The 24,918-nt window shown below is 40.5% G+C and carries 24 protein-coding genes; all 24 read right to left on the bottom strand.

Translation table 11 applies throughout. The features are described 5' to 3' along the window. Positions 1 to 10: 10 nt before the first annotated feature. The 24 genes from argC to MHH49_RS11935 all read right to left on the bottom strand — a co-directional run bounded on the left by argC (position 11) and on the right by MHH49_RS11935 (position 24,852). Entirely contained in the window at positions 11 to 1,066 is a 1,056-nt protein-coding gene (gene argC / locus MHH49_RS12050; protein ID WP_076099671.1) for an N-acetyl-gamma-glutamyl-phosphate reductase, read from the bottom strand. Between the two features lie 177 nt (positions 1,067 to 1,243). Next, positions 1,244 to 2,128, bottom strand: coding sequence for a YitT family protein (locus tag MHH49_RS12045; RefSeq protein WP_036678511.1), 885 nt, complete (start codon positions 2,126 to 2,128; stop codon positions 1,244 to 1,246). Between the two features lie 102 nt (positions 2,129 to 2,230). After that, positions 2,231 to 3,344, bottom strand: a protein-coding gene (prfB, locus tag MHH49_RS12040; RefSeq protein WP_341138158.1) for a peptide chain release factor 2 whose coding sequence is annotated in 2 segments (ribosomal slippage) — positions 2,231 to 3,271 and positions 3,273 to 3,344 — 1,113 coding nt in all. Because the reading frame shifts where the segments join, the coding sequence is not laid out codon by codon here. A 365-nt stretch (positions 3,345 to 3,709) separates the two neighbouring features. Continuing rightward, on the bottom strand, positions 3,710 to 6,217 hold the full coding sequence (gene secA, locus MHH49_RS12035) for a preprotein translocase subunit SecA (protein ID WP_341138157.1): 2,508 nt from the start codon (positions 6,215 to 6,217) through the stop codon (positions 3,710 to 3,712). A 269-nt stretch (positions 6,218 to 6,486) separates the two neighbouring features. Next, positions 6,487 to 7,035, bottom strand: a complete 549-nt coding sequence (gene hpf, locus MHH49_RS12030) for a ribosome hibernation-promoting factor, HPF/YfiA family (protein WP_036678506.1) — start codon at positions 7,033 to 7,035, stop codon at positions 6,487 to 6,489. 229 nt (positions 7,036 to 7,264) lie between these two features. Further along, on the bottom strand, positions 7,265 to 8,698 hold the full coding sequence (locus MHH49_RS12025) for an S-layer homology domain-containing protein (RefSeq protein WP_341138156.1): 1,434 nt from the start codon (positions 8,696 to 8,698) through the stop codon (positions 7,265 to 7,267). Positions 8,699 to 9,015: 317 nt separating this feature from the next. Then, positions 9,016 to 9,213, bottom strand: coding sequence for a cold shock domain-containing protein (locus MHH49_RS12020; protein ID WP_019915069.1), 198 nt, complete (start codon positions 9,211 to 9,213; stop codon positions 9,016 to 9,018). Between the two features lie 234 nt (positions 9,214 to 9,447). Next, entirely contained in the window at positions 9,448 to 9,795 is a 348-nt protein-coding gene (locus tag MHH49_RS12015; RefSeq protein WP_244886401.1) for a hypothetical protein, read from the bottom strand. Then, positions 9,776 to 10,165 (bottom strand): flagellar export chaperone FliS, encoded by a 390-nt coding sequence (fliS, locus tag MHH49_RS12010; RefSeq protein WP_036678499.1) that lies wholly within the window; start codon positions 10,163 to 10,165, stop codon positions 9,776 to 9,778. Before fliS ends, MHH49_RS12015 begins: the two co-directional genes overlap by 20 nt. Before the next feature lie 136 nt (positions 10,166 to 10,301). Continuing rightward, complete coding sequence (locus tag MHH49_RS12005; protein ID WP_341138155.1) at positions 10,302 to 12,035, bottom strand: bifunctional glycosyltransferase family 2 protein/class I SAM-dependent methyltransferase; 1,734 nt, start codon at positions 12,033 to 12,035, stop codon at positions 10,302 to 10,304. A 165-nt stretch (positions 12,036 to 12,200) separates the two neighbouring features. After that, on the bottom strand, positions 12,201 to 12,749 hold the full coding sequence (locus tag MHH49_RS12000) for a CatB-related O-acetyltransferase (protein WP_076220649.1): 549 nt from the start codon (positions 12,747 to 12,749) through the stop codon (positions 12,201 to 12,203). A 514-nt stretch (positions 12,750 to 13,263) separates the two neighbouring features. Beyond that, positions 13,264 to 14,766, bottom strand: a complete 1,503-nt coding sequence (gene fliD / locus MHH49_RS11995) for a flagellar filament capping protein FliD (protein WP_326058504.1) — start codon at positions 14,764 to 14,766, stop codon at positions 13,264 to 13,266. A 15-nt stretch (positions 14,767 to 14,781) separates the two neighbouring features. After that, positions 14,782 to 15,174, bottom strand: coding sequence for a flagellar protein FlaG (locus MHH49_RS11990; protein WP_076107013.1), 393 nt, complete (start codon positions 15,172 to 15,174; stop codon positions 14,782 to 14,784). Between the two features lie 79 nt (positions 15,175 to 15,253). Beyond that, on the bottom strand, positions 15,254 to 17,131 hold the full coding sequence (locus MHH49_RS11985) for a glycosyltransferase family 2 protein (protein WP_076273699.1): 1,878 nt from the start codon (positions 17,129 to 17,131) through the stop codon (positions 15,254 to 15,256). A gap of 126 nt (positions 17,132 to 17,257) precedes the next feature. Then, a complete protein-coding gene (hag, locus tag MHH49_RS11980; RefSeq protein ID WP_076220360.1) occupies positions 17,258 to 18,154 on the bottom strand; it encodes a flagellin Hag in 897 nt (298 codons plus the stop codon). A 232-nt stretch (positions 18,155 to 18,386) separates the two neighbouring features. Further along, positions 18,387 to 19,283 carry a flagellin Hag gene (hag, locus tag MHH49_RS11975; RefSeq protein ID WP_076273698.1) on the bottom strand — a complete coding sequence of 299 codons (897 nt, stop codon included), beginning with the start codon at positions 19,281 to 19,283 and terminating at the stop codon, positions 18,387 to 18,389. 211 nt (positions 19,284 to 19,494) lie between these two features. Continuing rightward, positions 19,495 to 19,734 (bottom strand): carbon storage regulator CsrA, encoded by a 240-nt coding sequence (csrA, locus tag MHH49_RS11970; protein WP_076107006.1) that lies wholly within the window; start codon positions 19,732 to 19,734, stop codon positions 19,495 to 19,497. 1 nt (position 19,735) lies between these two features. After that, positions 19,736 to 20,182, bottom strand: a complete 447-nt coding sequence (fliW, locus tag MHH49_RS11965) for a flagellar assembly protein FliW (RefSeq protein WP_076273697.1) — start codon at positions 20,180 to 20,182, stop codon at positions 19,736 to 19,738. A gap of 201 nt (positions 20,183 to 20,383) precedes the next feature. Then, complete coding sequence (locus MHH49_RS11960) at positions 20,384 to 20,950, bottom strand: DUF6470 family protein (RefSeq protein ID WP_076107002.1); 567 nt, start codon at positions 20,948 to 20,950, stop codon at positions 20,384 to 20,386. A 15-nt stretch (positions 20,951 to 20,965) separates the two neighbouring features. Further along, positions 20,966 to 21,883 carry a flagellar hook-associated protein FlgL gene (gene flgL, locus MHH49_RS11955; protein ID WP_076107000.1) on the bottom strand — a complete coding sequence of 306 codons (918 nt, stop codon included), beginning with the start codon at positions 21,881 to 21,883 and terminating at the stop codon, positions 20,966 to 20,968. Positions 21,884 to 21,899: 16 nt separating this feature from the next. Next, the gene (gene flgK, locus MHH49_RS11950) at positions 21,900 to 23,483 is read right to left on the bottom strand and encodes a flagellar hook-associated protein FlgK (RefSeq protein WP_341138154.1); all 1,584 of its coding nucleotides are present in this window, start codon (positions 23,481 to 23,483) and stop codon (positions 21,900 to 21,902) included. A 54-nt stretch (positions 23,484 to 23,537) separates the two neighbouring features. Then, complete coding sequence (locus MHH49_RS11945) at positions 23,538 to 24,038, bottom strand: flagellar protein FlgN (RefSeq protein WP_036678457.1); 501 nt, start codon at positions 24,036 to 24,038, stop codon at positions 23,538 to 23,540. 12 nt (positions 24,039 to 24,050) lie between these two features. Next, the gene (gene flgM / locus MHH49_RS11940) at positions 24,051 to 24,338 is read right to left on the bottom strand and encodes a flagellar biosynthesis anti-sigma factor FlgM (RefSeq protein ID WP_036678454.1); all 288 of its coding nucleotides are present in this window, start codon (positions 24,336 to 24,338) and stop codon (positions 24,051 to 24,053) included. 103 nt (positions 24,339 to 24,441) lie between these two features. Next, entirely contained in the window at positions 24,442 to 24,852 is a 411-nt protein-coding gene (locus MHH49_RS11935) for a TIGR03826 family flagellar region protein (RefSeq protein ID WP_038574933.1), read from the bottom strand. Between the last annotated feature and the right edge of the window lie 66 nt (positions 24,853 to 24,918).

The following is a 24,918-nucleotide window of genomic DNA, read 5'->3' as shown; positions in this document are numbered from 1 at the left end:
CCGCTGATCCTTATGGATACACAGGTGTGTAGCCGAGGCCAAGGGTTTCCTCCCATCCCATCATCAAATTAAGGTTCTGTATTGCCTGCCCTGCCGCACCTTTTACAACATTATCAATGACGGAGACTATGGTCACCCGCCCTGTACGAGTATCTGTTGCAAATCCGATATCACAATAATTAGAGCCGCTAACTTCTTTTGTCGCCGGAATCACACCTACATCACGCACCCGCACATATGGCCGGCCCGCATAATATTCACGGTATAAATTCACAAAATCCTGCTCCGTATAATTGTCCGTCATCCCTGCATACATCGTACTCATAATTCCCCGGCTCATCGGCACGAGATGTGTGGTGAACGTTACCGTTACCTTTTCTCCAGCAACCTCTGTTAGTGTCTGCTCAATTTCTGGTATATGTTGATGCTTATTGATTTTATAAGCTTTAAAGTTCTCATTAATCTCTGAGTAGTGCACCATCAGGCTTGTTCCGCGTCCTGCTCCAGTAACTCCTGATTTCGCATCAATAATAATACTGTCATGCTTAATCCAACCTGCCTGAATTGCAGGAATTAGTCCAAGAAGTGTAGCAGTAGGATAACAGCCTGGATTAGATATAAAATCAACCCCAGCCGCACGCTCTCCAAACACCTCGCAAAGTCCGTATACAGCCTGCTCTAGATATTCATCAGCCGGAGCGGGATGTTTATACCAGTGCTCATACTCTGCACCATCCTTTAATCGGAAATCACCGGACAGATCCACGACCTTAAGTCCAGCTTCCAGCAGCTGCGGTACCAGCTTTGCGCTCACACCCGACGGCGTCGCCGTAAATACCACATCCGCCCGCTCAGCCATCTGAGCCGGGTCAACGCCATCCAGCCTTCGATCAATGATACCCGTCAAATGCGGAAAACCTTCCTCTATAGCATCCCCTGCACTTGATGAGGAAATTACCGAAGTAATCTCTACCTTAGGATGACTTTGTAGCAGCCGAATCAGCTCTACGCCCCCATAACCCGTTGATCCAACAATCGCCGCTCTCAGCTTGCCTTCCACTGTCATCCCCACTTCCTGCTTATCATGAATTATAATAAATAATATAATGCATACCGTCTTAGAAATATGTATTATTATACGACTCAATTAATATAAATACAACACATAGTGTTAACTTTCTTTATTCCTAAATATAATTGTATTTACAAAAAAAGAGAAGCATAGCTTCTCCTTGAGGAGAAATTACACTTCTCTTTTAAACCCTTCACCCAGCACCTCATGCGCCTCAGTTATAATCACAAAAGCACTAGTATCTACCGATTGAACAATCGCTTTTAATCTGGAAACCTCATTCTGGCCTACTACAACCATCAACACCGTACGCTCATCACCAGTATAACCGCCATGTGCATCCAGCTTCGTCAGACCCCGATCCAGATCATTCAAAATCGCCTCAGATATTTCTTCCGTCTTGTCCGAGATTATGTAAGCCACCTTTGTATAACGGAAGCCTACCTCTATCGCATTAATGGCCTTACCTGTAACAAACAGACCGATCAGTGCATATAGTGCTTGTTCCATACCGAGTATAAAAGCAGCCAGCACAATGACCGTCCCGTCCAGCAGCACTACGGAAATCGAGAAGCTGAGACCGGATATCTTTTGAATAATCTGCGCCAAAATAGTAAGTCCACCTGTCGAGCCCCGTCCGCGGAACACAAGACCTAACCCCACCCCCACACAGATACCGCCATAAATGGAAGCTAAGAGTGGATTGGTGGTAGGTGCAGGCAAATCTTTTGTCAACAAGATAAAGAGCGGCAACACAAAGCTCCCAAGCAGCGAGCGAACTCCGTATTGTTTACCCAAGAAGATTACCCCGAGTACAAACAACGGAATATTAAGCGCCCATTGCGTAAATGCCGGTTCAGCCCCAAACCAAGCTTCAGCCAATACCGACAGACCGGATACACCACCAGAAGCAATATGATTAGGCAGAAAAAAAAGATTAAACCCCAGCGCTGTAACTAGCGATCCGAGCAAAATTAACATCGTATCCACCACATGTCGGAGTGGCCCATTCAGAGGAATCAGTGGGGGTTTATTACGTGAATTGACTTTTTGCATTTCAAAGGCTCTCCTTAAAGTGTCATCTTGCTCTACGAAAGAAGAAACGGCCATCCCATCCTAATCCATGAATGGTATCCGTTTCCCCCGAAACTCTCTCTTTTATTCTGCCTCAATCTTGATCTGGCTACGCAGGTAACCATCAATGAATACATCAATATCTCCGTCCATAACAGAACCCACATTCCCCGTTTCCACGGAAGTACGGTGATCCTTAACCATGTTATACGGATGGAATACATAGGAACGGATCTGACTGCCCCAAGCAATATCGGATTGCTCACCGCGAATCTCATCCAAATGCTGCTGCTGCTCTTGCAGTTTGCGCTCATATAGCTTGGAACGCAGCATTTTCATCGCTTGTTCGCGGTTTTTGATCTGTGAACGTTCGTTCTGACAGGTTACCACCACACCCGTAGGTAAGTGAGTAATCCGCACCGCAGAGTCTGTGGTATTGATATGCTGTCCACCGGCGCCGCTCGCCCGATACGTATCGATCTTCAAATCCTCAGTACGAATTTCAACGTCTACATCATCGGCAATTTCCGGAACGACATCACAGGATACAAAAGAAGTATGCCTTCTGCCCGAAGAGTCAAACGGAGAAATCCGTACTAGCCGATGTACACCTTTTTCAGCTTTCAGATATCCGTAGGCGTTGAAGCCTTTAATAAGTAGTGTAACACTCTTAATTCCCGCTTCATCACCCGGTAAGTAGTCCAGCACCTCAACCTTGAATCCACGTTTTTCAGCCCAACGGGTATACATCCGCAGCAGCATCTGGCCCCAGTCTTGGGATTCCGTACCGCCCGCACCCGGATGGAGCTCAAGAATAGCATTCAGCTTGTCATACGGCTGGTTAAGTAGCAATTGCAGCTCGAATTCATCCACTTTGCTGCCTAAACTGCTGATCGTCTCCCCAATCTCTGCTGCAAGACCTTCATCGCCCTCTTCATCCGCAAGCTCTGCCATCATCGCAGCATCGTCGTATTCTTGTTGCAGCTTCTCGTATTGATCCACGGACGATTTCACGGCATTCATCTCGCCGATCACGCTCTGTGCCTGCTCTGGATTATCCCAGAAGCCTGGAGCAGCCATTTTTTCTTCAAAGTTCGAGATCATCTCTTGCTTAAGATCTAAGTCAAAGAGACCCCCTAAGGTCAGTTAGTTTCTTGCCTATTTCACGCAGATCCTGCTTTACATTAGCTTCAATCATATGGTCACTTCACCTTTCAAAATAGGTTGTTACGGTCCTCGCTATTGGAAAGTTAGTAATGAGTGAATGTTCAGCCATTCCGAGAAGGATTGGACTTCCGATCGCTGTTGTTTCCAGATTCCTTGAATTGATAACCGCATAGCGGTTGGAATCCCGAAACAAAGGCGAACACTCCGTTTCTCCAGTTCCAAACCTTCTCTCCATTCCACATTCACTCAAGTGCTAGATATCCAAAAAAGCGACTGGGCCGTAAACGGGGGATACCCCCGGGCCCAGCCGCTCTTTATGGTTAGTATACCCATAGAGATCAGGGTTAAAGACTTACATCTTCAACACCTGAATATGAGCGCTACTAAACGTTTGTCTTATGCGTTTTGACCGTGGCAGTTCTTGTACTTCTTGCCGCTTCCGCAAGGGCAAAGATCATTACGACCAGCTGCCGCCTCAACATGTACCGGACGTTTCTCAGCAGGTTCGCTGTTAGTGGAAATTTTATTTTCCTCTACAACGGATTGACGCTCCTGATTTGTCTCGATGTGAGCCTTCATAATATAAGTAGCTACTTCTTCTTGAATCGTAGCCGTCATAGTATTAAACATTTCGAAACCTTCGAATTGATACTCGCGAAGTGGATCAGTACCACCGTAAGCACGTAGGTGAATCCCTTGACGCAATTGATCCATCGCATCGATATGATCCATCCACTTGCTGTCTACGGAGCGCAGCACGATTACCTTCTCGAATTCACGTACCAATTCTGAACCCAGGCGTTCTTCACGAGCAGCATATTTCTCAAGTACACGTTCAAAGATGTACTCAATAATCTCTTCTGCTTCCTTGCCCCACAGAATATCGCGAGTCAAAGCACCTTCTTCAAGCAGCTTGCTGTTTACGTAATCAGCAACTTCTTGCAGCTCCCAGTTCTCAGGAATATCGTCACTGCAGTGTGCGTGAACAATACGTTCAATAACTGGCTTGATCATTTCAAGTACGATATCTTTAATATTTTCAGACTCCAGAATCTCACGGCGTTGTTTATAAATAATTTCACGCTGTTGATTCATCACGTCATCATATTGCAATACGACTTTACGAATATCAAAGTTATTACCTTCAACACGTTTCTGAGCAGATTCCACAGCACGCGTAATCATGCGGCTCTCAATCGGCTGATCTTCCTCAAACCCAAGGCGATCCATCATACTCAAAACGTTGTCAGCGCCAAAACGCTTCATCAACTCATCACCAAGGGATAAGTAGAATTGTGTAGAACCTGGGTCCCCTTGACGACCCGCACGACCACGCAGCTGGTTATCAATCCGGCGCGATTCATGACGCTCTGTACCAATGATATGCAGACCTCCAAGATCTGTCACACCTTCGCCCAGAACGATGTCCGTACCACGACCTGCCATGTTGGTAGCAATCGTAACTGTACCTGGCTGACCTGCATGTGTAATGATTTCAGCTTCAGCAGCGTGATGCTTCGCGTTAAGCACTTGGTGTCTAACGCCTTTGCGCTTCAGCATTTCAGATACGAGCTCTGAATTCTCAATCGATACTGTACCAACAAGTACAGGTTGGTTCTTTTTGTGACGCTCTACAATTTCTGCCACAACAGCGTTGAACTTACCGTTCTCACTCTTGTAGACGACATCTGGCATATCTATGCGCTGATTTGGTTTATTCGTAGGAACTTGAAGAACTTCAAGACCATAAATCTTCTTGAACTCTTCTTCCTCAGTTTTAGCTGTACCTGTCATACCGCCCAATTTGCGATACATACGGAAATAGTTCTGGAAAGTAATCGTAGCAAGCGTCATGCTCTCATTCTGTACTTCGATTTCTTCCTTCGCTTCAATCGCTTGGTGCAAACCGTCACTATAACGACGGCCTGACATTAAACGTCCCGTAAATTCATCAACAATAACGACCTCACCCTCGTTAACAACGTAGTCTACGTCACGACGCATAATTACGTTTGCTTTCAGGGCTTGGACGATATGGTGATTCAAGGTTACATGACTGTGATCATACAAGTTCTCAATACCAAAAGCGCGTTCAGCAGTAGCTACACCTTTTTCAGTCAAGGCTACGGACTTCACTTTGATATCAACTGTGTAGTCTTCTTCAGCTTTAAGCTTTTTCACAAAACGGTCTGCTGCAAAGTACAATTCAGTAGACTTCTCAGCTTGTCCGGAAATGATAAGAGGTGTACGTGCTTCATCAATAAGAATGGAGTCCACTTCATCAATAATACAGAAATAAAGAGGGCGCTGAACCATTTGTTCTTTATAAAGCACCATGTTGTCACGCAAATAATCGAAACCAAATTCGTTGTTCGTGCCATACGTAATATCGCAGGCGTAAGCATCTTGTTTATCAGCATGGTCCATACCGCTTAGGTTAACCCCAACCGTCATGCCCAGGAAGTTATAGATTTGTGCCATTTGTGCGCTGTCGCGCTGAGCCAAATAGTCATTGACCGTTACTACATGTACGCCTTTACCAAGCAAAGCATTCAGGTAAACCGGCAATGTTCCTACTAGAGTCTTACCTTCACCAGTCTTCATCTCGGAGATTCGGCCTTCATGCAGAGCCATACCACCAATTAATTGTACATCAAAATGCCGCATGCCAAGCGTCCGTTTGGAAGCTTCACGTACGGTTGCAAACGCCTCAGGAAGAATTTCTTCCAAGGTTTCGCCTTTCTCAATACGGGCGCGGAACTCTTCCGTCTTAGCTTTTAAAGCTTCATCGGATAGTGCTACAAATTCCGACTCCAATCCATTAATTACATCGACTGTCTTCATGAGACGTTTAACGTCACGATCGTTTGTGTCTCCGAATATTTTCTTTACAAGTCCTAGCATGGTTAACCCCTTTCATGCAACACAGATGGTGGAACCGAGCCCATCCTCACAAAATTGAAAGGGCCATTTATAAATTCGATTCCGCTGCTTCATAAATTGTAACAGTTTGTAAGAGATGCCGCAATACAAGGTGTAACAGCCACATTTTTCATATATACGCACAAGAGCCCTATTCGCTATAAGCGAATAGGGGCTCGGTTTAAATTTCTTAAGTCCTGACTAACTCTCGAGGCCCTTTATACTTAGAGCATAACTGGCATCATCGTATCTTAGCCCTGTTCAATCAGTCCATATTTACCATCATCACGTTTGTAAACTACGCTAACTTCCGAGGTGTCGATATTGGAAAACACAAAGAAATTATGTCCTACCATGTTCATTTGAAGAATCGCTTCTTCCACATCCATCGGCTTCATCGTAAAGCGTTTGTTCCTAACCACTTCTAAATCATCATAATCTTGTTCTTCTACAGCAACAGCGGCACTAGCTCCATCCACAAACAGCGTCTTGAGTCCCTCTTGACGGAACTTACGGTTCAGCTTCGTTTTGTGTTTGCGAATTTGGCGTTCCAGCTTGTCCACAACGGCGTCTATGGAAGCATACATGTCATCGCTGCGATCTTCCGCACGAAGCGTCACGCCAGCAAGCGGAATGGTTACTTCCACCGTATGAAGGCCGCGAACTACGCCAAGCGTCACAGACCCTTCAGAGGTAGGGGGTGCTTCGAAATACTTCTCAAGTTTGCTGAGCTTCTTATCAACATACTCTCTCAAAGCGTCGGTCACGTCAATTTGTTGACCTCGAATGGTGAATTGCATGGCCACTCCTCCTTTAGTTACACCTTCATTATACCAAATTGTAAGCGCTAAGTAAAAAGCAATTCCTTACAGCCCTTACATTTAGATAACAAATGTTGTCATAGCGTTCACAAATAAAACAAGTCCGGTAAGAGCAACCAATCGCCCTACCGGACCAAAAGTAAACCTGTCGTTATTATAGTACGGATTCCACTCTTATATTCTCCGAATGAAATCACATAAGGTCAGGCTATTTGGTATGAATTTGAATAATTTCTACAGGAGACCATTGAGAACCCGATCCTGCAATAACATATACCTTATAGGCAGTATTTGCTGCTAAACCAGTTAAAGTCTGTGTATGCTTTACACCAGGAGCAAACGTAAGCGTGTTAGTCCATGGAGCAGCCAATGCAGTACCGCTACCATTTTGACCTAAGGCAATCTGCGCTGCAGTAGGTGCCTTCTCATTTGCCGGCAATACTACATATCTAACTGGGGTTGTATCGCCACCTGTTACACCATATTTAACATATACATCTGCTGTAACTGTACTAACTTGTCCCGGCTCAAAAAGCGAAATCGAGCTAGCAGTAGCTTGAGCAGTAGTCAACCGAACTGTCGTTACAGTAGATAAGTTACCAGCTGCATCCGCAAGCGTGATATATGTTGCATATTCTGTACCAGGATTCAATCCGTAAACAGAGAATGTAACCGTTGTGTTAGCTACAGTCGCAACACTACCATGGATACCACTTGCAGTCCCGTTACTAATTTGTCCTTTTTCCACCTGCAATGCAGTTGGAGCAGTTACATCAGCATTATAAGGAGCTACAACATAGTATACTGCACCAGTTACGGAAGGTGTCAGGTATACATCCGCTGTGACCGAACCAACATTACCGTAGGTTGCCCCACTTACTGTTGGCGCTGTGCTACTTCCGCCACCGTTACCACCGCCAGAACCTCCGCCAGTACTACCACCTGGAGCAGCAGTTGGGGTTGGTGTAGCTGTTGGTGTCGGAGTAGCCGTTGGAGTTGGTGTAGGTGTTACACCACCACCTGTGCCACTACCAGGATAATAGATAGCTGAAGTATTGATAATACCTACAGCCTCGGCACGTGTTAACGATCTCTTAGGACCGAAGGTTCCATCTGGATAACCGTTAACAATCTTCTTTTCCACTGCGGCTGCTACAGCACCTTTTGCCCATGCTGCAATTTGTGCATTGTCTTTAAATTTGTTCGAAGTTGTATTGGTGCTCAATTTAAGTAATTTTGCAGTAATTACAGCTGCCTCTTCTCTTGTAAGCGGATTATTAGGACGGAACGTATTATCCTCGTATCCTCCGATATATCCAGCTTCCACGGCTTTAGCCACTTCACTGTAATTCCAGTTTGTGCTCTTCATGTCTTTGAAAGTTACTGTTGCTTTAGTTGTAAACCCTAACAGGCGATTTACCATAGTCACATACTCACCACGCGTAATTGCTTTGTTTGGTTTCACCGTTCCATCTGGGTAGCCTCCAAGGTATCCTCTATCTAGCCATTCCTGCAGCTGACCTTGTGCCCAGTGGCCTTGAATATCCTTAGGTACAGTTGCAGCAGATACGCTGCCGAGAGACCCTAATAACATACTAGTACCTAATATTCCGGTCATAAGACCGCGCCACATCTTCTTCATCCTGCTAATCACCCTCCTAATTGTTTTGATAGCTTAGGCTATATTGAATTTTTTCGTGAATGTAGTAACCTAGGCTAACATAGTGTGTGTCGAGGTAAGATAAACAGCTCAACGTATATCTATTACCCACCTTTTGCAGAGTTCTAACATTTTCCATAAAATGAATTTACAAAATAGGCTATTTTCTTTACTAGGATTGGCTATACTAGACACATATGAACGCACAAAAAAAGGATCTTGGAAGATTCCAAGATCCCTGCTAGCGCTGTCTAAATTGCTAACCATCTACTTATATGTAGTTCGGCTTCGCCGGATGATTATAATTTGATTACGTTAGCTGCTTGTGGTCCACGTGCACCTTCAACGATATCGAATTCTACGGATTGACCTTCATCCAATGTCTTGAAACCATCAGTTTGAATCGCGGAAAAGTGTACGAATACGTCGCCACCGTCTGCAGTCTCGATAAAACCATAACCTTTTTCTGCGTTAAACCATTTTACTTTACCTTCCATTGATTAAACATTCCCTTCGTCATCAGATGAACGTGAGTCTTGCTCACAATTCGACTATACCACCGTAACTTCTTTATTGTCAATTGGAAAAGAAAATGTTTACATTCAATAATTTACCACGTAAAATAAACTATTAAATTTTCCATAAACAAGAAATAGATTCGGTACAATGATCAAAAAAAGGAGCAGACGGTATTTAATACCCGTCTACTCCTATAGTGAAACACCGATAAATTATTTTTTGCGATCCATAAGAAAACTGTCTGGGGTGTAGGCGGCCTCATAGGCGTTGCGTTGGGTTTTGGCCTGTTCTCTCTGTTGAAGCCACTTAGCTGCCTCACTTTTAAGTTGTTGCATTCTTGCAATTATCATAGGATCGGCTTCCAACAACTCTCGTAACTGATGCTGCTGGGTTACACCGATCGACTGTATTTTCACATGCTGTTCGAGTTGATCTATCAAATTTTGACGTTGTTCGACGAAATCAGTTAATTCTTCATATGAACAATTATCTAGTCTAATGATAATATCTTGAGTAATCTTATTTAACTCTAAGATACAATTATCCATGGGTTTTCTCATGTGTTGGTACCAGCTTTGACGCCTCTAACCAAGTTACTCGAAACTCAGTCAAATACTGTAGCGCCTCTTCTGCAGGTACCTTGTCTTTCTTCACATTAGCTTGAATCAACAAATGATTTATATATTCGTATAGATCATTCAAACTTTTAGATATGTCATAGGTAGGATCCAGTGTCGACATCAATTCACTAACAATTGTTTGCGCTTTCCCCAGGTTAATGTTTGTCTTTTGATAGTCAACTGAATCTATTCCTTCCATACCCGCCCTTACAAATCTAATCGCTCCATCAAATAACATAATCAGTAACTGTGAGGGGGTCGATGTTTTTACCGATGACTGACGGTATTTTTCATAAGGAGAATTTATCATTTGTGTCACCCTTTACTAAAAATTAACTAAAGCAATCAAATAAAGCAATCAAAAATCGACTTAACATCTGATGAGTATCTCAATTGAATTAAAATTGCCAACTCTTTTACTCTGATTATCTTCGGTGTAACTTCATTTAAATTAGAACCTTCAGAAACTCTTTATATAACATCTCATCTGATAATTTCAATTTTTCTAAAAAACTATGTGCTAAGGAAGTTTCCCCTACCATAGATAAAGCGTAAGTAAGATTATATAAAACTTCCGCGTTACTACTATTTAGATAATATGCATTTTTCAAAAAAGCAATTGCTTTTGCCGATTTTCCTTCTTCAAAAAATTTAGCTCCTAACTGGTTGAATATTTCTTCCTTCATTTCATTTTCCCAGTTCTTAGTAACAATTATTTCGATAACTTCTTCTACAGAGAAATGATCCACCTTTTCCCAATGTGTTAGATTTACTTCCTCATCTAAAATAAATAAATCTATAAGATCAAACACCTTATTCTTAGAAGCAGAAATCAAATATTGATACACATTAAATTGATCCTTCAAAGCGTCATTGTCATTAATTGTAAGTAATTTCCGAACAAAATCTTCGCTGTCTTTTGATGAACCGATAGAATTCCCACTTAAGTGATCTATTTTGTACCCCGTACTTATGATCATTTTTTTTAATTCATAAAGAGTAAAAAAGCGCATGTGAGTTTTGTCCAATATTCCAGCATCAGTGTAAGTCCAAAAACCATTTAGTAATCCTTGAATAACAGAATGGTGCATGATGTTAGGAATACTAATAAGAATACGTCCAGATGGTTTCAGAGATTTCCTCAGCTTTTCCAATACTGACCATGGGTCAACAAGATGTTCAAGTACATCGGCTAAAATTATATAATCGAATGTATTCTCCTGATAAGGAAGGGCTTCCTTCTCGATATTAACAGTACTGACATCTGCAATTAATGATGAAACCTCTGCAGCTTCTTTATTAATCTCGATTCCGAATACAGTACTATTTTTATAACGATTTTTCACCTCCAATAAAGTCCCACCACATGCGCAGCCTACTTCCAGAATAACAAGTTCAGTATCAGGGGAGTCCTGAATCATATTTAAGACATCAAATCGAATATGTTGCGAATAAAGAGGACTAAATCCCCATTTTTTCTCGAAGAGGACAGCATTTCTGTTTAATAACTTAGCATACTTTTCTTTTTCCTCAATAAAAGAAACACTCCCAAAATGATGAATAAATGTATCTTTGCAAAGTAACAACCGATATCCGGCTTTTCTAATTCTTAAGGAGAAATCATCATCTTCAAAGTTACCTGGAGAAAACTGTTCATCCAACATACCAATTTCATTAATCACAGATTTTTTAATTAAATAGCAAAATCCGATTAATTTAATTCTCTCGTTGTACTCCCCGAGATTATTTGTATTAAAATTCTTAGAAAACTCATGCATTTCTTCTATATTTGCATAACTATAGGGTACACTCTGTGCATATGAACAGTTATTAGTTACACAACTAACCGCACCCACAGAAGGGTCTCCATTTAATGCAACCAATAGATTATCCAACCAATTGTAAGTTACAATAGTATCATTATTTAGTAAGAGAATATTATCCCCAGTCGATATCTCGATTCCTTGATTACAACCCTTAGGAAAGCCCAAATTACTGTCATTCTCAATCAACTTTATATCACTTTGTATTCTTAACCAATCACGAGTTCCGTCACTAGAATTATTATCAATTACAATTAACTCGTATGAATTAAGGTCTGTATATTCCCTTATACTCTCAATACACATCTTAGTATACTCAAGCTGGTTATACGCTAGTATGATAATACTTGTCATCATAAATTGCCATTCTCCATTCTCTACCTCAAGTGAAACTTCAAGTTAACCATTTATTATGCATATCTAAAAATCCCTATAACTATATATATCGGTCAGAGTTTATTTCTTTTTAATCCATTAGCAGAAGTGAAAAAATGAAAAATCTAGAATGCTATTTTTCTATCTTCAACGATCATAACGCTTTATAAATTCATTAATATTATTACTTTGCAATAGTGGAACTGCATTTGCTATTTCCTTAACATCCCAATCCCACCATTTTAATTTATTCATTTTTTTAATTTCATCTTCTTTAAATCTATATTTAATAATCCTTGCAGGATTACCCGCTACCACTGCATAAGGGGGGATATTTTTACTTACTACAGATGATGCACCTATAACAGCACCATCCCCTATACATACTCCAGATAGTATAGTTACTCCTGATGCAATCCAAACGTCATTACCAATGGTGACATCGCCTTTAGTTCTCGGATGCCCTTCTATATAGGAATAATGTTGACTTAATACGTTAAAAGGATAAGTTGTGATCCAATCTGTCCGATGTTCACCTCCTAAAAATATAGTTACTCTATCCGAAATCGAACAAAATTTACCTATTTTCAGAAACGTATTTTCTCCGAAACTTTTCACTTCTGGGGTCCCATATGTAAATGGTCCTATTTGAACCCTACTATTTCCGACTCCAGGATAAGCGTTTTCTAATTCCATTATAGCTTCTTCCTGTTTCAAAAGATTAATCATAAATTCCACCTTTGGAGTCAGGGACTTTGTAAAAATCACCTTTGCTTTTGTGATATTATGATCATTAAAGGCCTCAATTAAATCAACGAGAGTTTCAATAAACTTTTCGACACTATCAGTCAAATTTTTTCCGAAATGGTCTTCATTCATTGAGTTATTAAGTATAACGGCATACTCTGCAATAACATTTATGTTGTCGATAACTTCATTATCAAATTCATTTTCAGCTATTTTATTATAGGTACGGTTTATTAAAGGGATAATTAAGCTAATAACTTGGCCAAACGTTTCGTTGTTACTTTTCATTCATTCATCTCTTTTCCCAAGTTTAAGAGCCACCCTTACAATAAAATAATAATTAAAAACCGAAAGCAGCATCTTATACGCTAGCATTCGGTAGTAATATTTTTTATTAAATATATAGCGTAGCTATCTTTTACAGAAGTTTATCAATATTTCGCATAAATATTTATAGATTAAATTATCCCGATATAAAATTAGTCAAGCTTGTTGATTGTGCATTATACTTACTCATTGCTTGTTCCATGGCAGCATACTGTTTATAGTATCTTGTCTCTAGATCATTCATACGTTGAGTCATATCATCAATCCGTTTATTATAATTCTTCAACATATCTCCCATAATACTGTTTGTTTTAAACACATCTGTAACACTCGTTGAAAATTTAGATGTACCAACTTTGTCAACTAGCTTTTGAAGCTGTCCATCAATTTTAGTGGAAATTTGTGAGAATATACCTTTTTGCTCACCCGAACCTTGAAATAACTGAGTAACAAAGGTAGGATTGTTCTCCAATATTTTATTCAGGTCATCTTCACTTTTAAGAACTAATTTACCGCCTTCGAAATACTGACCAGTATCGATTCCCATTTTACTAAGGTCACCCAAATTTGCAGAAATAATCTCACGCATACTTGCGACCGTTGCCGCCAGAATTGTATCGTTTTTAAGAAGACCACTTTTAGCCTTTGCATCCCAGTTTTTGATATCATCCTCTGACATTTCTTTTCTTTGTTCATCCGTTAGAGGAGGGAAGTCTCTATAAGTTTTCTCACTAGTTTTTTTATTCATCAATTCAATTAACTCATTGTAGTCATTTATAAATGATTTAATTGATTCAATTGCTTTGGTAGGTTCCACCTGAACTGATATTTTAGATGAAGTCGCTTCAGTTGAAGTACTTAGAAGCGAGATGCTTATTCCGTTAATACTAGTTTTATTACCATTGAATTCCACTTTTTGAAAGGAAGCTTCACCTTCAGATTTAACATGTATAATTCCTTTTTTTCCATCAGTTATACTTAATGTATCCGTAGGTGCTGCATTGAACAAACTCAATAAATTCCCACCTACAGCTCCAATCTGTTTGTCACCATATTCTTTTGCAGAGAGAATCAATTTACCTGTCAGTTCATCAAAACTTGCAACTACATTCGCTTTTTTTTCACCTGCATCAGCATTAATTCTCGATAAAACCTGAGATATTGAATAATCCTTGTTAAGGATAAATTCAGCATCACCAATTGTTAATGTATAATTGCCTTGTGCATCGGCATTACTTGTTCCTCCTGGCAAGGCACTTAACAGAGTACTTGATTTATACCCGTTGGCATAACTACCTGTTATACCTGTAGTAGTGATCGTAGTACGCGTAGAAAGTTGTTCTACATACAGTTCCATAGGAACAGGTGTTGCATCTGCATTCGCCTTCGCACTGATAGCCGTACTATTTCCAGTTAATACTGCTTTTTGAGGATTCATCTCTTCGCCCTTATTATATTTAGCTAATTTATTTATTTTGAAATCCACCAGTTTGCTATTGATCTCACGATAACTTTCTCTCTGCCATTCAAAGGTTTGCTTCTGCTGTTTAAGCTTATCCAGTGGAGCCCTTTTGGCCGTCATAATCTCCTTAACAATTGAATCAATATCCATACCGGATCCAAATCCAAAAACCCGCATCTTTAAACCTCCTCTTTATACTTTTTCATCTACTAATATCCCAGCGATCTCCATCATCTTAGCCACTAAATCCAGCGTTTTTTCTGGAGGTATCTCACGTATAAGTTGACCTGTTTCCTTGTTAATAACCTTCACCATAATAGCATGTGTTTTTTCATGAACACTGATTTCTAAGGATGTAGAGGGTCCCTCCAGTGCTTTAACAGCCCTATCTATATTACGTATCAGTTGCTCTTGTCCTACCGGAATCTGAACCCCCTGCTTCTCCAGAACAGATAGTTTCTCTCCACTCTTCACTGCGTTTACTAATCTAGTGTCCTGGTTTTGAATATTACGTTCACTAACCTGGCGCTGATCAATAACAGAATTATCATATTTGTTACTGGTCAAGGAAAATTGCAGATTCATAGAACAACCTCCGATGCATATTTATATTATTTTTATCGGTTAAATATTCAAAATATTAAGAGTACATCAATACGAGAATTTAAATCACCCACAAAGATCTAGGAAATTTAATCTTAATGCTATCTATCGTTCTAGACATGCCAACACGATCGTTCATTTTTTCATATAATCTATAACATCTTTCATAAGAACCGTAATCTGACGCTAACTCTAAAAGCTTGGAATAAAAAAGCTGGGCATCCTCCATATAGTTGCAGGAAAGACACAAATCGCCTAATAATCGTATAATCTCCACATCATTAGGATTATTTTTAAATAGCTTAACAAAAAGATCAATAGCAACCTCATTGAAGCCATAAGATATCAAGAGACTGTAGCTATTAATTTTACTCTTCAAAGAAGTCTCCTCAATGTATTCTAATAGGGTCTGCAAACACTCATATTCCTGAAGCTTAAGTAAATGAGAGGCAATATCCCCGAGAATTTTTTCTGTATAGGAAGTCATTTTATTAGATGAAATCACTTCTTTTCTTATTATTTTTCTAAAGAGTTTTTCTTCCTTTTCACTGAAGTTTAGATGAGGCTTAGCCAGATTAAATAATTCCTCATTATCTAATACAAACGACAGTAAAAGAATGTCTACTGCATTTTCAATCTGTATATCTTCCATACTCAACCACATATCTTTAGCTTCAATATATTTCTTATCATATTGCATTGCTGAAGCTGCAACATTCGGTTGAGCAGTAATGCTATACACTGATATAAATCTATTCAATAAAGGATGTCGTAATCCATACAGAACATCTAGTAAAAGCTGTAAATCATTAATATTCGATATATTATACAGCTGTATAATATTCTGGTACACATCGTCTAGTGGTATATTTGATTTAGTCACAATCTCGAAGTATTTACTTAATCCAGGCGCAAAAGTCTTTTTCTCCTGAAGAACCTCTACTATATATTTATAACTTTCGTCTAATTGATTTTGGTCTTCATATAGTTCCGCTAATACAAATCGGGTCATATATCCCCCGGTTCCTTCTGTAACACTCACACCCAGGTCACCACCGAACTCTAAGCATGATTTAAGAGTTATTTCAGCATCCTTGATGTATCCTGCATCCATGAATATTCTACCCTGCATATAGCGCATATCCGTCTCAAGTGGATATACTTTCACTGCATCATTTAAAATTCTCAAACTATCGTCATATTGATTAAGTTCACCTAAGCAATAACACAGTTTAGTAATAAGCTCAGGTAAAAACATACGTCCAGAGCTTAGTGGATAAGCTCTCTGAAAATATTCAATTGCTTTTGCATTTTCATTAATAGATAAATAAGTTTTTCCCATATTATACAGGTTGTAAGCTCCAGGGTTTTCCTCAACTTCTTGTAACATAAGGGGTAAATTCCGTTTTGTTTTTTCCTTCTCTTGCATAATTTCATCAGTGTATCCAGTATGATGAATAATTACTTCTCCATATTGGCTTTTATAATTCGTTTTAGCATCCAATATGTTTAAATGTTCATGTAGACGGTTATTGTAGTGTAGTCCTCTATTGTTAGCAAAGAGTCGTACCGCAGTATGTGTAAATGCCCTGCCATAGGAAACATCATTATATATTTTCAATAAAAAATAGTCATAGTCAGGCTTTATATCTTTCTGCAAATCTGCATCTGACTCTAAGTATTCGTCTGCATCCAGTACCAAAATATATTCTGAAGTAGCATATTTTAAAGATTCATTTCGAGCAGCTGCAAAATCATCAACCCATTTAAAATGGTGAATCTTCGTAGTATATTCTTCTGCTATTACTAGAGTCCCATCCGTTGACCCGGTATCAACAATTACGATCTCTGACACTTTATCTTTTACACTCTCAAGACATCTCTTCAAATATTTTTCTTCATTTTTTACAATCATGCATAAAGTAATTGTCTTATCCATATCATTATCCTCTCAAACTCATAAATTCTGTTATCTTATATATCGGCTTTGTCATAATCAAACATTAGAATGATAGGAAAAAGGGACCCCTTATGGAGTCCCTTTTTCCTATCATTCTGCTTACTATTAACGAAGCAATTGAAGTACAGCTTGAGGTTGTTGATTAGCCTGAGCCAACATCGCTTGAGCTGCTTGGGCAAGAATATTATTCTTAGTTTGATTCATCATTTCTTTAGCCATATCTACGTCACGAATACGGGATTCAGCTGCAGACAAGTTCTCAGAGGTAGTGCCCAAGTTATTAATCGTGTGATCTAGACGGTTTTGGTAGGCACCTAATTTTGAACGTTCGCCAGATACAGTCTCAATTGCAGAGTTAATAGTCTCAATAGCTGCATCTGCATTTGTTTGACTAGAGATATCAATACCGTCAACTGTAGTAGCGCCAGCACCCGCAACCGCTGAGCTATTGGCTGTCGATGCTCCATTTACTTTAAGCGTTGTAGCATCCATTGCTTTAATGGACAATGCAATGTTTTGGCCTTTATTCGCACCAATATGGAATGTAAGGTCAGAAGCACCTGTAACACCTGATCCAGTAGATGCAGAACCATCCAGCAATTTTTTGGTGTTGAACTCTGTAGTATTGGAAATACGAGTAATTTCTTTAGCCAGTTCATTTACTTCTTTTTGAAGTTCGCCACGGTCTGAAGCGGTATTAGTATCATTTGCAGACTGAACAGCCAATTCACGCATACGTTGTAGAATGCTGTGGGTTTCATTCAGTGCGCCTTCAGCCGTTTGAATCAAAGAAATTCCATCTTGTGCGTTTTTAGTAGCCATATCCAAACCGCGAATTTGACCGCGCATTTTTTCGGAAATCGCCAAACCTGCAGCATCGTCACCTGCACGGTTGATACGCAAACCGGAAGATAGTTTCTCAACGGATTTGTTTGTGTTGGCGGTATTTACACCTAGCTGACGGTGAGTGTTCATTGCTGCAATATTGTGATTGATAATCATAATCTTATTTCCTCCCTGAAATTAAATGATTCCACATCCTTGTGGTGATATTGTTTCCTCAAGGTCGGCCGCCCTTCAGAAACAACCCTACTACTAATATCGACACATGATATTACATAGTTTATAGTGATTCAAATATTTTCCTATAATTTAATGGAATCTAATATTTTGAAGAGTCACATTTCAAAAAAAGGGAAGAGCTTATATAAAGCCCTTCCCTTCAATTCAAATATTAACGAAGCAATTGAAGCACAGCTTGTGGTTGTTGATTAGCTTGAGCCAACATCGCTTGCGCTGCTTGTGCAAGGATGTTGTTCTTCGTTTGGTTCATCATTTCTTTTGCCATGTCTACATCACGAATACGGGATTCAGCTGCAGACAAGTTCTCGGAAGTCGTTCCCAAGTTATTAATCGTGTGATCTAAGCGGTTTTGGTACGCTCCTAATTTGGAACGTTCGCCTGATACAGTTTCGATTGCAGTATTGATAACAGTGATTGCAGCATCTGCAGCTGTTTGTGTAGAAATATCAATACCATCACTTGCTAATGCATCTACTGTCGATGAAGTCGCTGCGTTACTTGCTCCACCACCAGCTACTTTTAGTGTAGCAGCATCCATAGCATTGATATTCAAGGTAATATTTTGACCTTTGTTAGCTCCGATATGGAATGTAAGATCCTTTCCATCGGCACCTGCACCACCAGTACTAGCAGAACCATCCAACAATTTCTTCGTATTAAACTCAGTCGTATTAGAAATACGAGTGATTTCTTTTGCCAACTCATTTACTTCTTTTTGTAGCTCACCACGGTCAGAAGCTGTGTTAGTATCATTCGCAGATTGAACTGCCAATTCACGCATACGTTGCAGAATGCTATGAGTCTCATTCAAGGCGCCTTCTGCTGTTTGAATTAATGAGATTCCATCTTGTGCATTCTTAGTAGCCATATCCAAACCGCGAATTTGACCGCGCATTTTTTCGGAAATCGCCAAGCCTGCAGCGTCATCGCCTGCACGGTTAATACGCAAACCGGAAGATAGTTTCTCAACGGATTTGTTTGTGTTGGCAGTATTTACACCTAGTTGACGGTGAGTGTTCATTGCTGCAATATTGTGATTGATAATCATAATAAATTTCCTCCCTGAAAATAAGTTAATCCACATCCTTGTGGTAATGTTGAACCCTTAAGGTCGGCCGCCCTACCCGTTCAACATCTACAACTTATATCGACTTGAAGCCACCTATAGTTTAGAGTAATTTAATTTTTTTCGAACTTATTTCTCACAAATCAAAAAACCTGAGTCTGCAATTTGCAGCTCAGGTATACTCGATCACATATTAGTGACTATTGGCTTTACGTAACCGATCCATCAATGCGTTCAAATCAGATTGGACAGGGGCAGCAGATTCCCGGTTAGCTTCCTGAATGGACAGATATATCTCTTTCCGAAAAATATCCACATGCTTAGGTGCGGAGATACCTACCCTTACTGTATCTCCTTCTACACTTAAGATAGTCAGCTCAATTTGATCTTGAATGATGATAGACTCTCCTTTTTTACGAGAAAGTACAAGCATATTAGTCTCCACCCTTTCCATCTTCAACAGATTTCTCTGATAATAAGGTATGCTTGGTGAGATAGGATGATTTATGAAGAACGACCTGCTTGCCCTTTCGATTACCAGGATTAAGCACAATTGGGGCCAATAAATTAATAGTAGACTTATCAACTTGATCCTTCAATGTAATAATACAACGAACAATAATATCAGATTGGATTTCCAGTTCCTCAGTCTCATCATCAGGTAGTTCAAATTCGTAAGATGGATAAAAGGCAAAGGGATCTCCAAGCAAAAATGATAACTTCTTTTCTTTCATAGATTGCAAATACCAGAAAGGAGTATCTTCCATAGCAATCAATGCAAAATCAGTTTCTTCATCAAAACCGGGGATTCCTTTATTGAAATGATATACCTGTTCTTCAGTTACTTCAAGTTTACCCCAAGACAGTGTTTCTATAATCAAAATTACCCACTCCTTTAACAAAAATCAACTTCCCCCGAAGACGAACAGTTTAATCTCAATTGCTCTGTTAGCATTTCTTATAGCAATATTCTTTCACCGACCTAGCATGAAAAAACTAACTTTTTCAAAAAATTCTATTATAGTAAAGACAACAGACCGTCTTCCGAAGACGGTCTGTCCAAGTTGCTACGGCATCTCATATTACATCTGAGCATCCACTTCTGGAGGAATAAATCTCAAAGATGCATATTGCTGCATATAGATATCCAGTTTACCACGAGTATATTCTATTTCCGGACGATGAATGTTTACCTGAATATTTACCTTGCTAGGCGAAAATTCGATTTGAGGCGCTCTAGTTTTCACACGCACATCGACATTGTCAAAGGATGCCGGACCACGCATTTCAGGAAACGAGTTGGGTTCAGTATCAGTACCATACACTTCAGCAATTGAGTTACCAGGTTTAAAAAATTCTGCCATTTGATTACCCTGTTCTACTTTCCTTGCGATTCCTTGAAGATATAGTTGCTGGATACCAGAATAAATTCGTTTGTTCATTTCGAGCATATTACCACCATTATATGCCGCCCAAGCTCGAGATTGATCAATAGAAAGCTCAGGTTTAAACGTTTGGATATCCCATTTCCCCGCTGTTGTAGATATATTAACTTCCGCTTTAGGTTGAGTAATAGAAAAAGCACCCAAGTCTGCATCAATACCAATAACTGCGGGAGTCTGACGAATTTGCAATATCGGCTGCAGCAACGAGAAGCACCTCCGTTATCTTATAAAATCCACCAAAGTTGTAGATATAATCTTTGCACCTACTGACAAAGAGGCATTGTATATATTCTCTTGGATTTTCGACTGCATAATCAATCCCTCGTAATCCGCATCCTCTGTCTTAGCTTGCAGATCCGTCAGATTGACATTCAAGTCACTTAAGCGCTCCTGCATGAGTTCCACTCGATTGGTTTTGGCACCAATTTCAGAACGGGCCGTCAAGATGGTTTCCATACGCGTGTCGATGTTATCTAATTGACCCGATATGGCTCCAAGATCACCAGCCTTTAATCCCGCAGAAATACTATTAATGATTGTATACAGATTATCTGAATCTCCCGTATTACCGAATACATCATTACCGGTCATACTAATCGGCATACGTACACCTTCACCGACAATAAATTGAATCTGCCCAGGATCCGTAGTAACCGGCTTAGACACATCATAGGTACCATCTGCACCTTTAGCAAAATCATAAGGTTTGGTGGAGTATTGCTCACCATTAAAGATATATTTACCGTTCAGTGTACTGTTAGCGATATCCACAAGCTGCTCTTTTAGCTGCATCACTTCTTCATTAATACTATCAAGCGCGGACTGCGGATTAGTCCCTGTCGCTGCTTGTACGGACAGTTCGCGAATCTTTTGAACAACATCTCCGGCCTGTCCTAGAACTGTATCATTGTAATCAAGCCATGAAAGTGCGCTATCTACATTCTTAGTATATTGTTCATTAGAGGAAAGCTCCGCACGGTAGCGCAGGGAATACGTGATCCCTACCGGATCATCAGAAGGTTTGTTGATCTTGCGTCCGCTGGAAAGCTGTAACTGTGTATCGTTCATCGTACGTGCATTGCGATTTAGGTTAAGCAGAAGCTGTGAATTCATCATGTTAGAGGTTACTCTCAACATACGCTATATCTCCTTTTTATCTGCCGACTGTGCCGGTGGAATTGATCAATTTGTCGAGCAGTTCATCAAAAGTAGTCATAAAACGCGCTGCGGCACTATAAGCATGCTGGAATACTAGCATATTCGACATTTCTTCATCTAGTGATACACCGCTGACTGATTGACGACGGGAGTTAACTTGCTCTACGAGATAATCTGAGTTATCCGTCTGACGTGCAGCCTCTTGGGATTGAATACCAAGTTGACCAACCATAGAGCTGAAAAGCCCACCAACAGTGTTGCTCACACTACCGTCTGGCTTAGTAAATTTACTATCCTTCAGGTTCGTCAATAGAAGTGCCAAGGTGTTATTTCCTTTAACGACTTGCGTATTTCCATTCGCATCAACAGTTGTACGTAATGAAGTTGTAAATAGGTTTACGTCAGCTGCAATTTCCGGATTCAGCTTGATCGTTCCAGCCTCGCCTGATGTTACAAAGAAATCGCGTCCGGCGCTTCCATCCATCGCGTAACCTAACTTGTGAAGTCCGTTAAACCCTTTGACAATGGTCTTGACTTCCTCATACATTGTTGCGCCCTTAGGCATGGCCTGACCAGCGGTCAAAGTAACTACGGTACCGTCAGCTTGTGTAATCTTGGCATCACTAGTCAACACTGTGCCCTCAGGAAGATTGGAGCCAGCTGGCACTGTAATTTCAACGTCACCTGTAGCAATAGTGCTCGCCAAATCATTGAGCTGTTTCTTGTAATCGGCAACATAGGTATTATTGGAAAAAATCATTCCGTAAGCCTCGCCGCCCTTCAAGGTTCCGGAGGCATAAGCATTATTAAGAAACGCGCCATCTACGGTTGCAGTTACTTCTCCACCCTCTACGAGAGGTTGTCCCCCTAAAGAAATGTTATAACCTGCTTCCGTCTCTACAACAGTAATATTAGCAATTTTGGAGAGCTTGTCCGCCATCAGGTCGCGTTGATCACGTAGATCGTTCGCATGATCCCCCATACCCTCAATCTTATAGATGGATTTATTTAGATCTGCGATCGCGGTCAGGTAACCCTGAGCTTCTTTTGCTTTAACATCTATATTAGTGGTTAGATCCCGCTCCAGATTATTCAGTTGCGTGCTCATATAGTTCATAGCATCCGTCAAAGATTGTGCAGTTTGCACTACAATCTTACGGGCTGTTGGATCTTCAGGGTTCTTACTTAGATCCGACCAAGATTTCCAGAAGTTATCCAGAACTGTACGAATGCCTGTATCCGATGGCTCATTAACGATAGCTTCCAGCTTAGAGAGCGTATCTGCTTGAAGACTCCAGTTGCCGAAAGCAGCGTTCTCACCACGGTACTGATCATCCAGAAACATTTCTCGAATCCGATCGATAGATGAGAATTCCACCCCTGTACCCATTTGACCTGGAACGGTAGATTTTAACAATCCGTACGCTTCAATAGGTAAAGAGGCTTGCATATTAACACGTTGACGAGTATAACCTTCGGTATTCGCATTAGCGATATTGTGTCCAGTTGTATTAAGAGCTGCGGTCTGAGTAAAAAGGCTGCGTCTCGCCGTCTCTATCGAGTGAAATGTGGATGTCATGCTTCTTACTCCTCCTTATGTTCTGCTCCGGCAGAACACTTCATCAGTACAATTCTAACCTCGTGCATCAAAAATCCCCGACCGATTTACGTTGTTACCTTTGTCGGACGGACGATGATAAGTGATATCCTGATTTGGTCTTCCGACCAACAGATCCAAAGAATAATCTATAAATGTAAGCGACTGCTCTATCAGCTTCTGATTTAGGTCATTGGCTTCTTTCAGGCGATGCAAAGTGCCCGAAAGCTTCTGCTGAATATGCAGCAGTCGTGCCTTGTCTTCAGGGTCAAAGATAAGCCTGGACAGCTCCGTTAGATTCAGGTTTAGGTTGGAACGAATACCCACGCCTTGCAAAACGGTATATGCGGCTAATATTCGCTCTTCCTCGAGCTGCCCAATTACCTTCATTAGTTTGGACTCACGGTTAAGGATGTCTATTAACGCATCCACCTTGTTATCCATAATTGTCTGTTTCTTCTCAGCGGCCAGATCCAGCATTTGAACATGCACTCCATCTAGCCGCTCCAATAGTTCTATTAATGTCGTCAATGCCATGGATGTTTTCACCTAATTCTCGGAGGATTGCTTAAAGTAAGGGGCGAGTTTCTCTGCTAGCTTAGATGCATCAACTTGATAGGTACCTGCGGAGACCTGCTGCTTTAGATTGTCGATCTTAAGTGCGCGTTCTGGATCATTCTTGCCAGTGTTTTGTGCTTGCAAGAGTTGAATCGCTTCATCAGAGATCGAAACCTCATCCTTGCGTGTGCTTTTCTTCATTTGTTCCTGCCTTTGCGCTTCCGCGCTGCGTTGATACGGATTAATCGCGTTAATTCGTCCGGTCTCGTTAATTTTCATAACTTCCACCTTCCTTCTAATATAAAAAAGCCGATAATCTTTACTAAGTTTATCGGCGTAGACTGAAACATTCTTTATAGCTGCAAACGTTTTTTTGCAGATTTTATAGGTCACGCAGCTTATCTATGGCACGATATGCACCATCAGATGTCTTTTTAGTAGTATCCTCAGCAGAATTTTCCTTGACAGCATTCGTGAGATCTTTCCTGAGCCGACTACGACAGCTGTCACACATATGGCCATCCCGAATCAGTGTACCACACACTTCGCAAGGGTACATCATATTGGGTGCATTAGCTATAGAAATCCGGCCTTCTCGAATAAAGCGGGTAATCTCTTTAATAGAAATCCCCGTAGCATCGGAGAGCTCCTGAATGTTGGTTCCTTTGTTTTCCCGTAAATAATTCACGCAGATCTCATATTCATGCTCCAGCTCTTTGATACAGGCCTGGCACAACCCCATAAGATTCTTGACAAACAACCGGCCGCACCTTGGACAATTGTCTAGATTCATAACAAGCAGCCGCTCCTCTCCGTACATTCTGTGCAATGCATAATATTCTTATGCTCCTAGATTACA

It is taken from the genome of Paenibacillus sp. FSL F4-0122 (assembly GCF_038002845.1).
GTDB lineage: Bacteria > Bacillota > Bacilli > Paenibacillales > Paenibacillaceae > Paenibacillus_AQ > Paenibacillus_AQ odorifer.
The sequence above is the reverse complement of the archived record's forward strand: the minus strand, read 5'-3'. Positions and strand labels throughout refer to the sequence as shown.

Excerpts from the sequence above, each read along its gene's own strand:
- argC (WP_076099671.1), bottom strand. The coding sequence starts at position 1,066 with ATGACAGTGGAAGGCAAGCTGAGAGCGGCGATTGTTGGATCAACGGGT.
- MHH49_RS12045 (WP_036678511.1), bottom strand. The coding sequence starts at position 2,128 with ATGCAAAAAGTCAATTCACGTAATAAACCCCCACTGATTCCTCTGAAT.
- secA (WP_341138157.1), bottom strand. The coding sequence starts at position 6,217 with ATGCTAGGACTTGTAAAGAAAATATTCGGAGACACAAACGATCGTGAC.
- hpf (WP_036678506.1), bottom strand. The coding sequence starts at position 7,035 with ATGCAATTCACCATTCGAGGTCAACAAATTGACGTGACCGACGCTTTG.
- MHH49_RS12025 (WP_341138156.1), bottom strand. The coding sequence starts at position 8,698 with ATGAAGAAGATGTGGCGCGGTCTTATGACCGGAATATTAGGTACTAGT.
- MHH49_RS12020 (WP_019915069.1), bottom strand. The coding sequence starts at position 9,213 with ATGGAAGGTAAAGTAAAATGGTTTAACGCAGAAAAAGGTTATGGTTTT.
- MHH49_RS12015 (WP_244886401.1), bottom strand. The coding sequence starts at position 9,795 with ATGAGAAAACCCATGGATAATTGTATCTTAGAGTTAAATAAGATTACT.
- fliS (WP_036678499.1), bottom strand. The coding sequence starts at position 10,165 with ATGATAAATTCTCCTTATGAAAAATACCGTCAGTCATCGGTAAAAACA.
- MHH49_RS12005 (WP_341138155.1), bottom strand. The coding sequence starts at position 12,035 with ATGATGACAAGTATTATCATACTAGCGTATAACCAGCTTGAGTATACT.
- MHH49_RS12000 (WP_076220649.1), bottom strand. The coding sequence starts at position 12,749 with ATGGAATTAGAAAACGCTTATCCTGGAGTCGGAAATAGTAGGGTTCAA.
- fliD (WP_326058504.1), bottom strand. The coding sequence starts at position 14,766 with ATGCGGGTTTTTGGATTTGGATCCGGTATGGATATTGATTCAATTGTT.
- MHH49_RS11990 (WP_076107013.1), bottom strand. The coding sequence starts at position 15,174 with ATGAATCTGCAATTTTCCTTGACCAGTAACAAATATGATAATTCTGTT.
- MHH49_RS11985 (WP_076273699.1), bottom strand. The coding sequence starts at position 17,131 with ATGGATAAGACAATTACTTTATGCATGATTGTAAAAAATGAAGAAAAA.
- hag (WP_076220360.1), bottom strand. The coding sequence starts at position 18,154 with ATGATTATCAATCACAATATTGCAGCAATGAACACTCACCGTCAGCTA.
- hag (WP_076273698.1), bottom strand. The coding sequence starts at position 19,283 with ATGATTATCAATCACAATATTGCAGCAATGAACACTCACCGTCAACTA.
- csrA (WP_076107006.1), bottom strand. The coding sequence starts at position 19,734 with ATGCTTGTACTTTCTCGTAAAAAAGGAGAGTCTATCATCATTCAAGAT.
- flgL (WP_076107000.1), bottom strand. The coding sequence starts at position 21,883 with ATGTTGAGAGTAACCTCTAACATGATGAATTCACAGCTTCTGCTTAAC.
- flgK (WP_341138154.1), bottom strand. The coding sequence starts at position 23,483 with ATGACATCCACATTTCACTCGATAGAGACGGCGAGACGCAGCCTTTTT.
- MHH49_RS11945 (WP_036678457.1), bottom strand. The coding sequence starts at position 24,038 with ATGGCATTGACGACATTAATAGAACTATTGGAGCGGCTAGATGGAGTG.
- flgM (WP_036678454.1), bottom strand. The coding sequence starts at position 24,338 with ATGAAAATTAACGAGACCGGACGAATTAACGCGATTAATCCGTATCAA.
- MHH49_RS11935 (WP_038574933.1), bottom strand. The coding sequence starts at position 24,852 with ATGAATCTAGACAATTGTCCAAGGTGCGGCCGGTTGTTTGTCAAGAAT.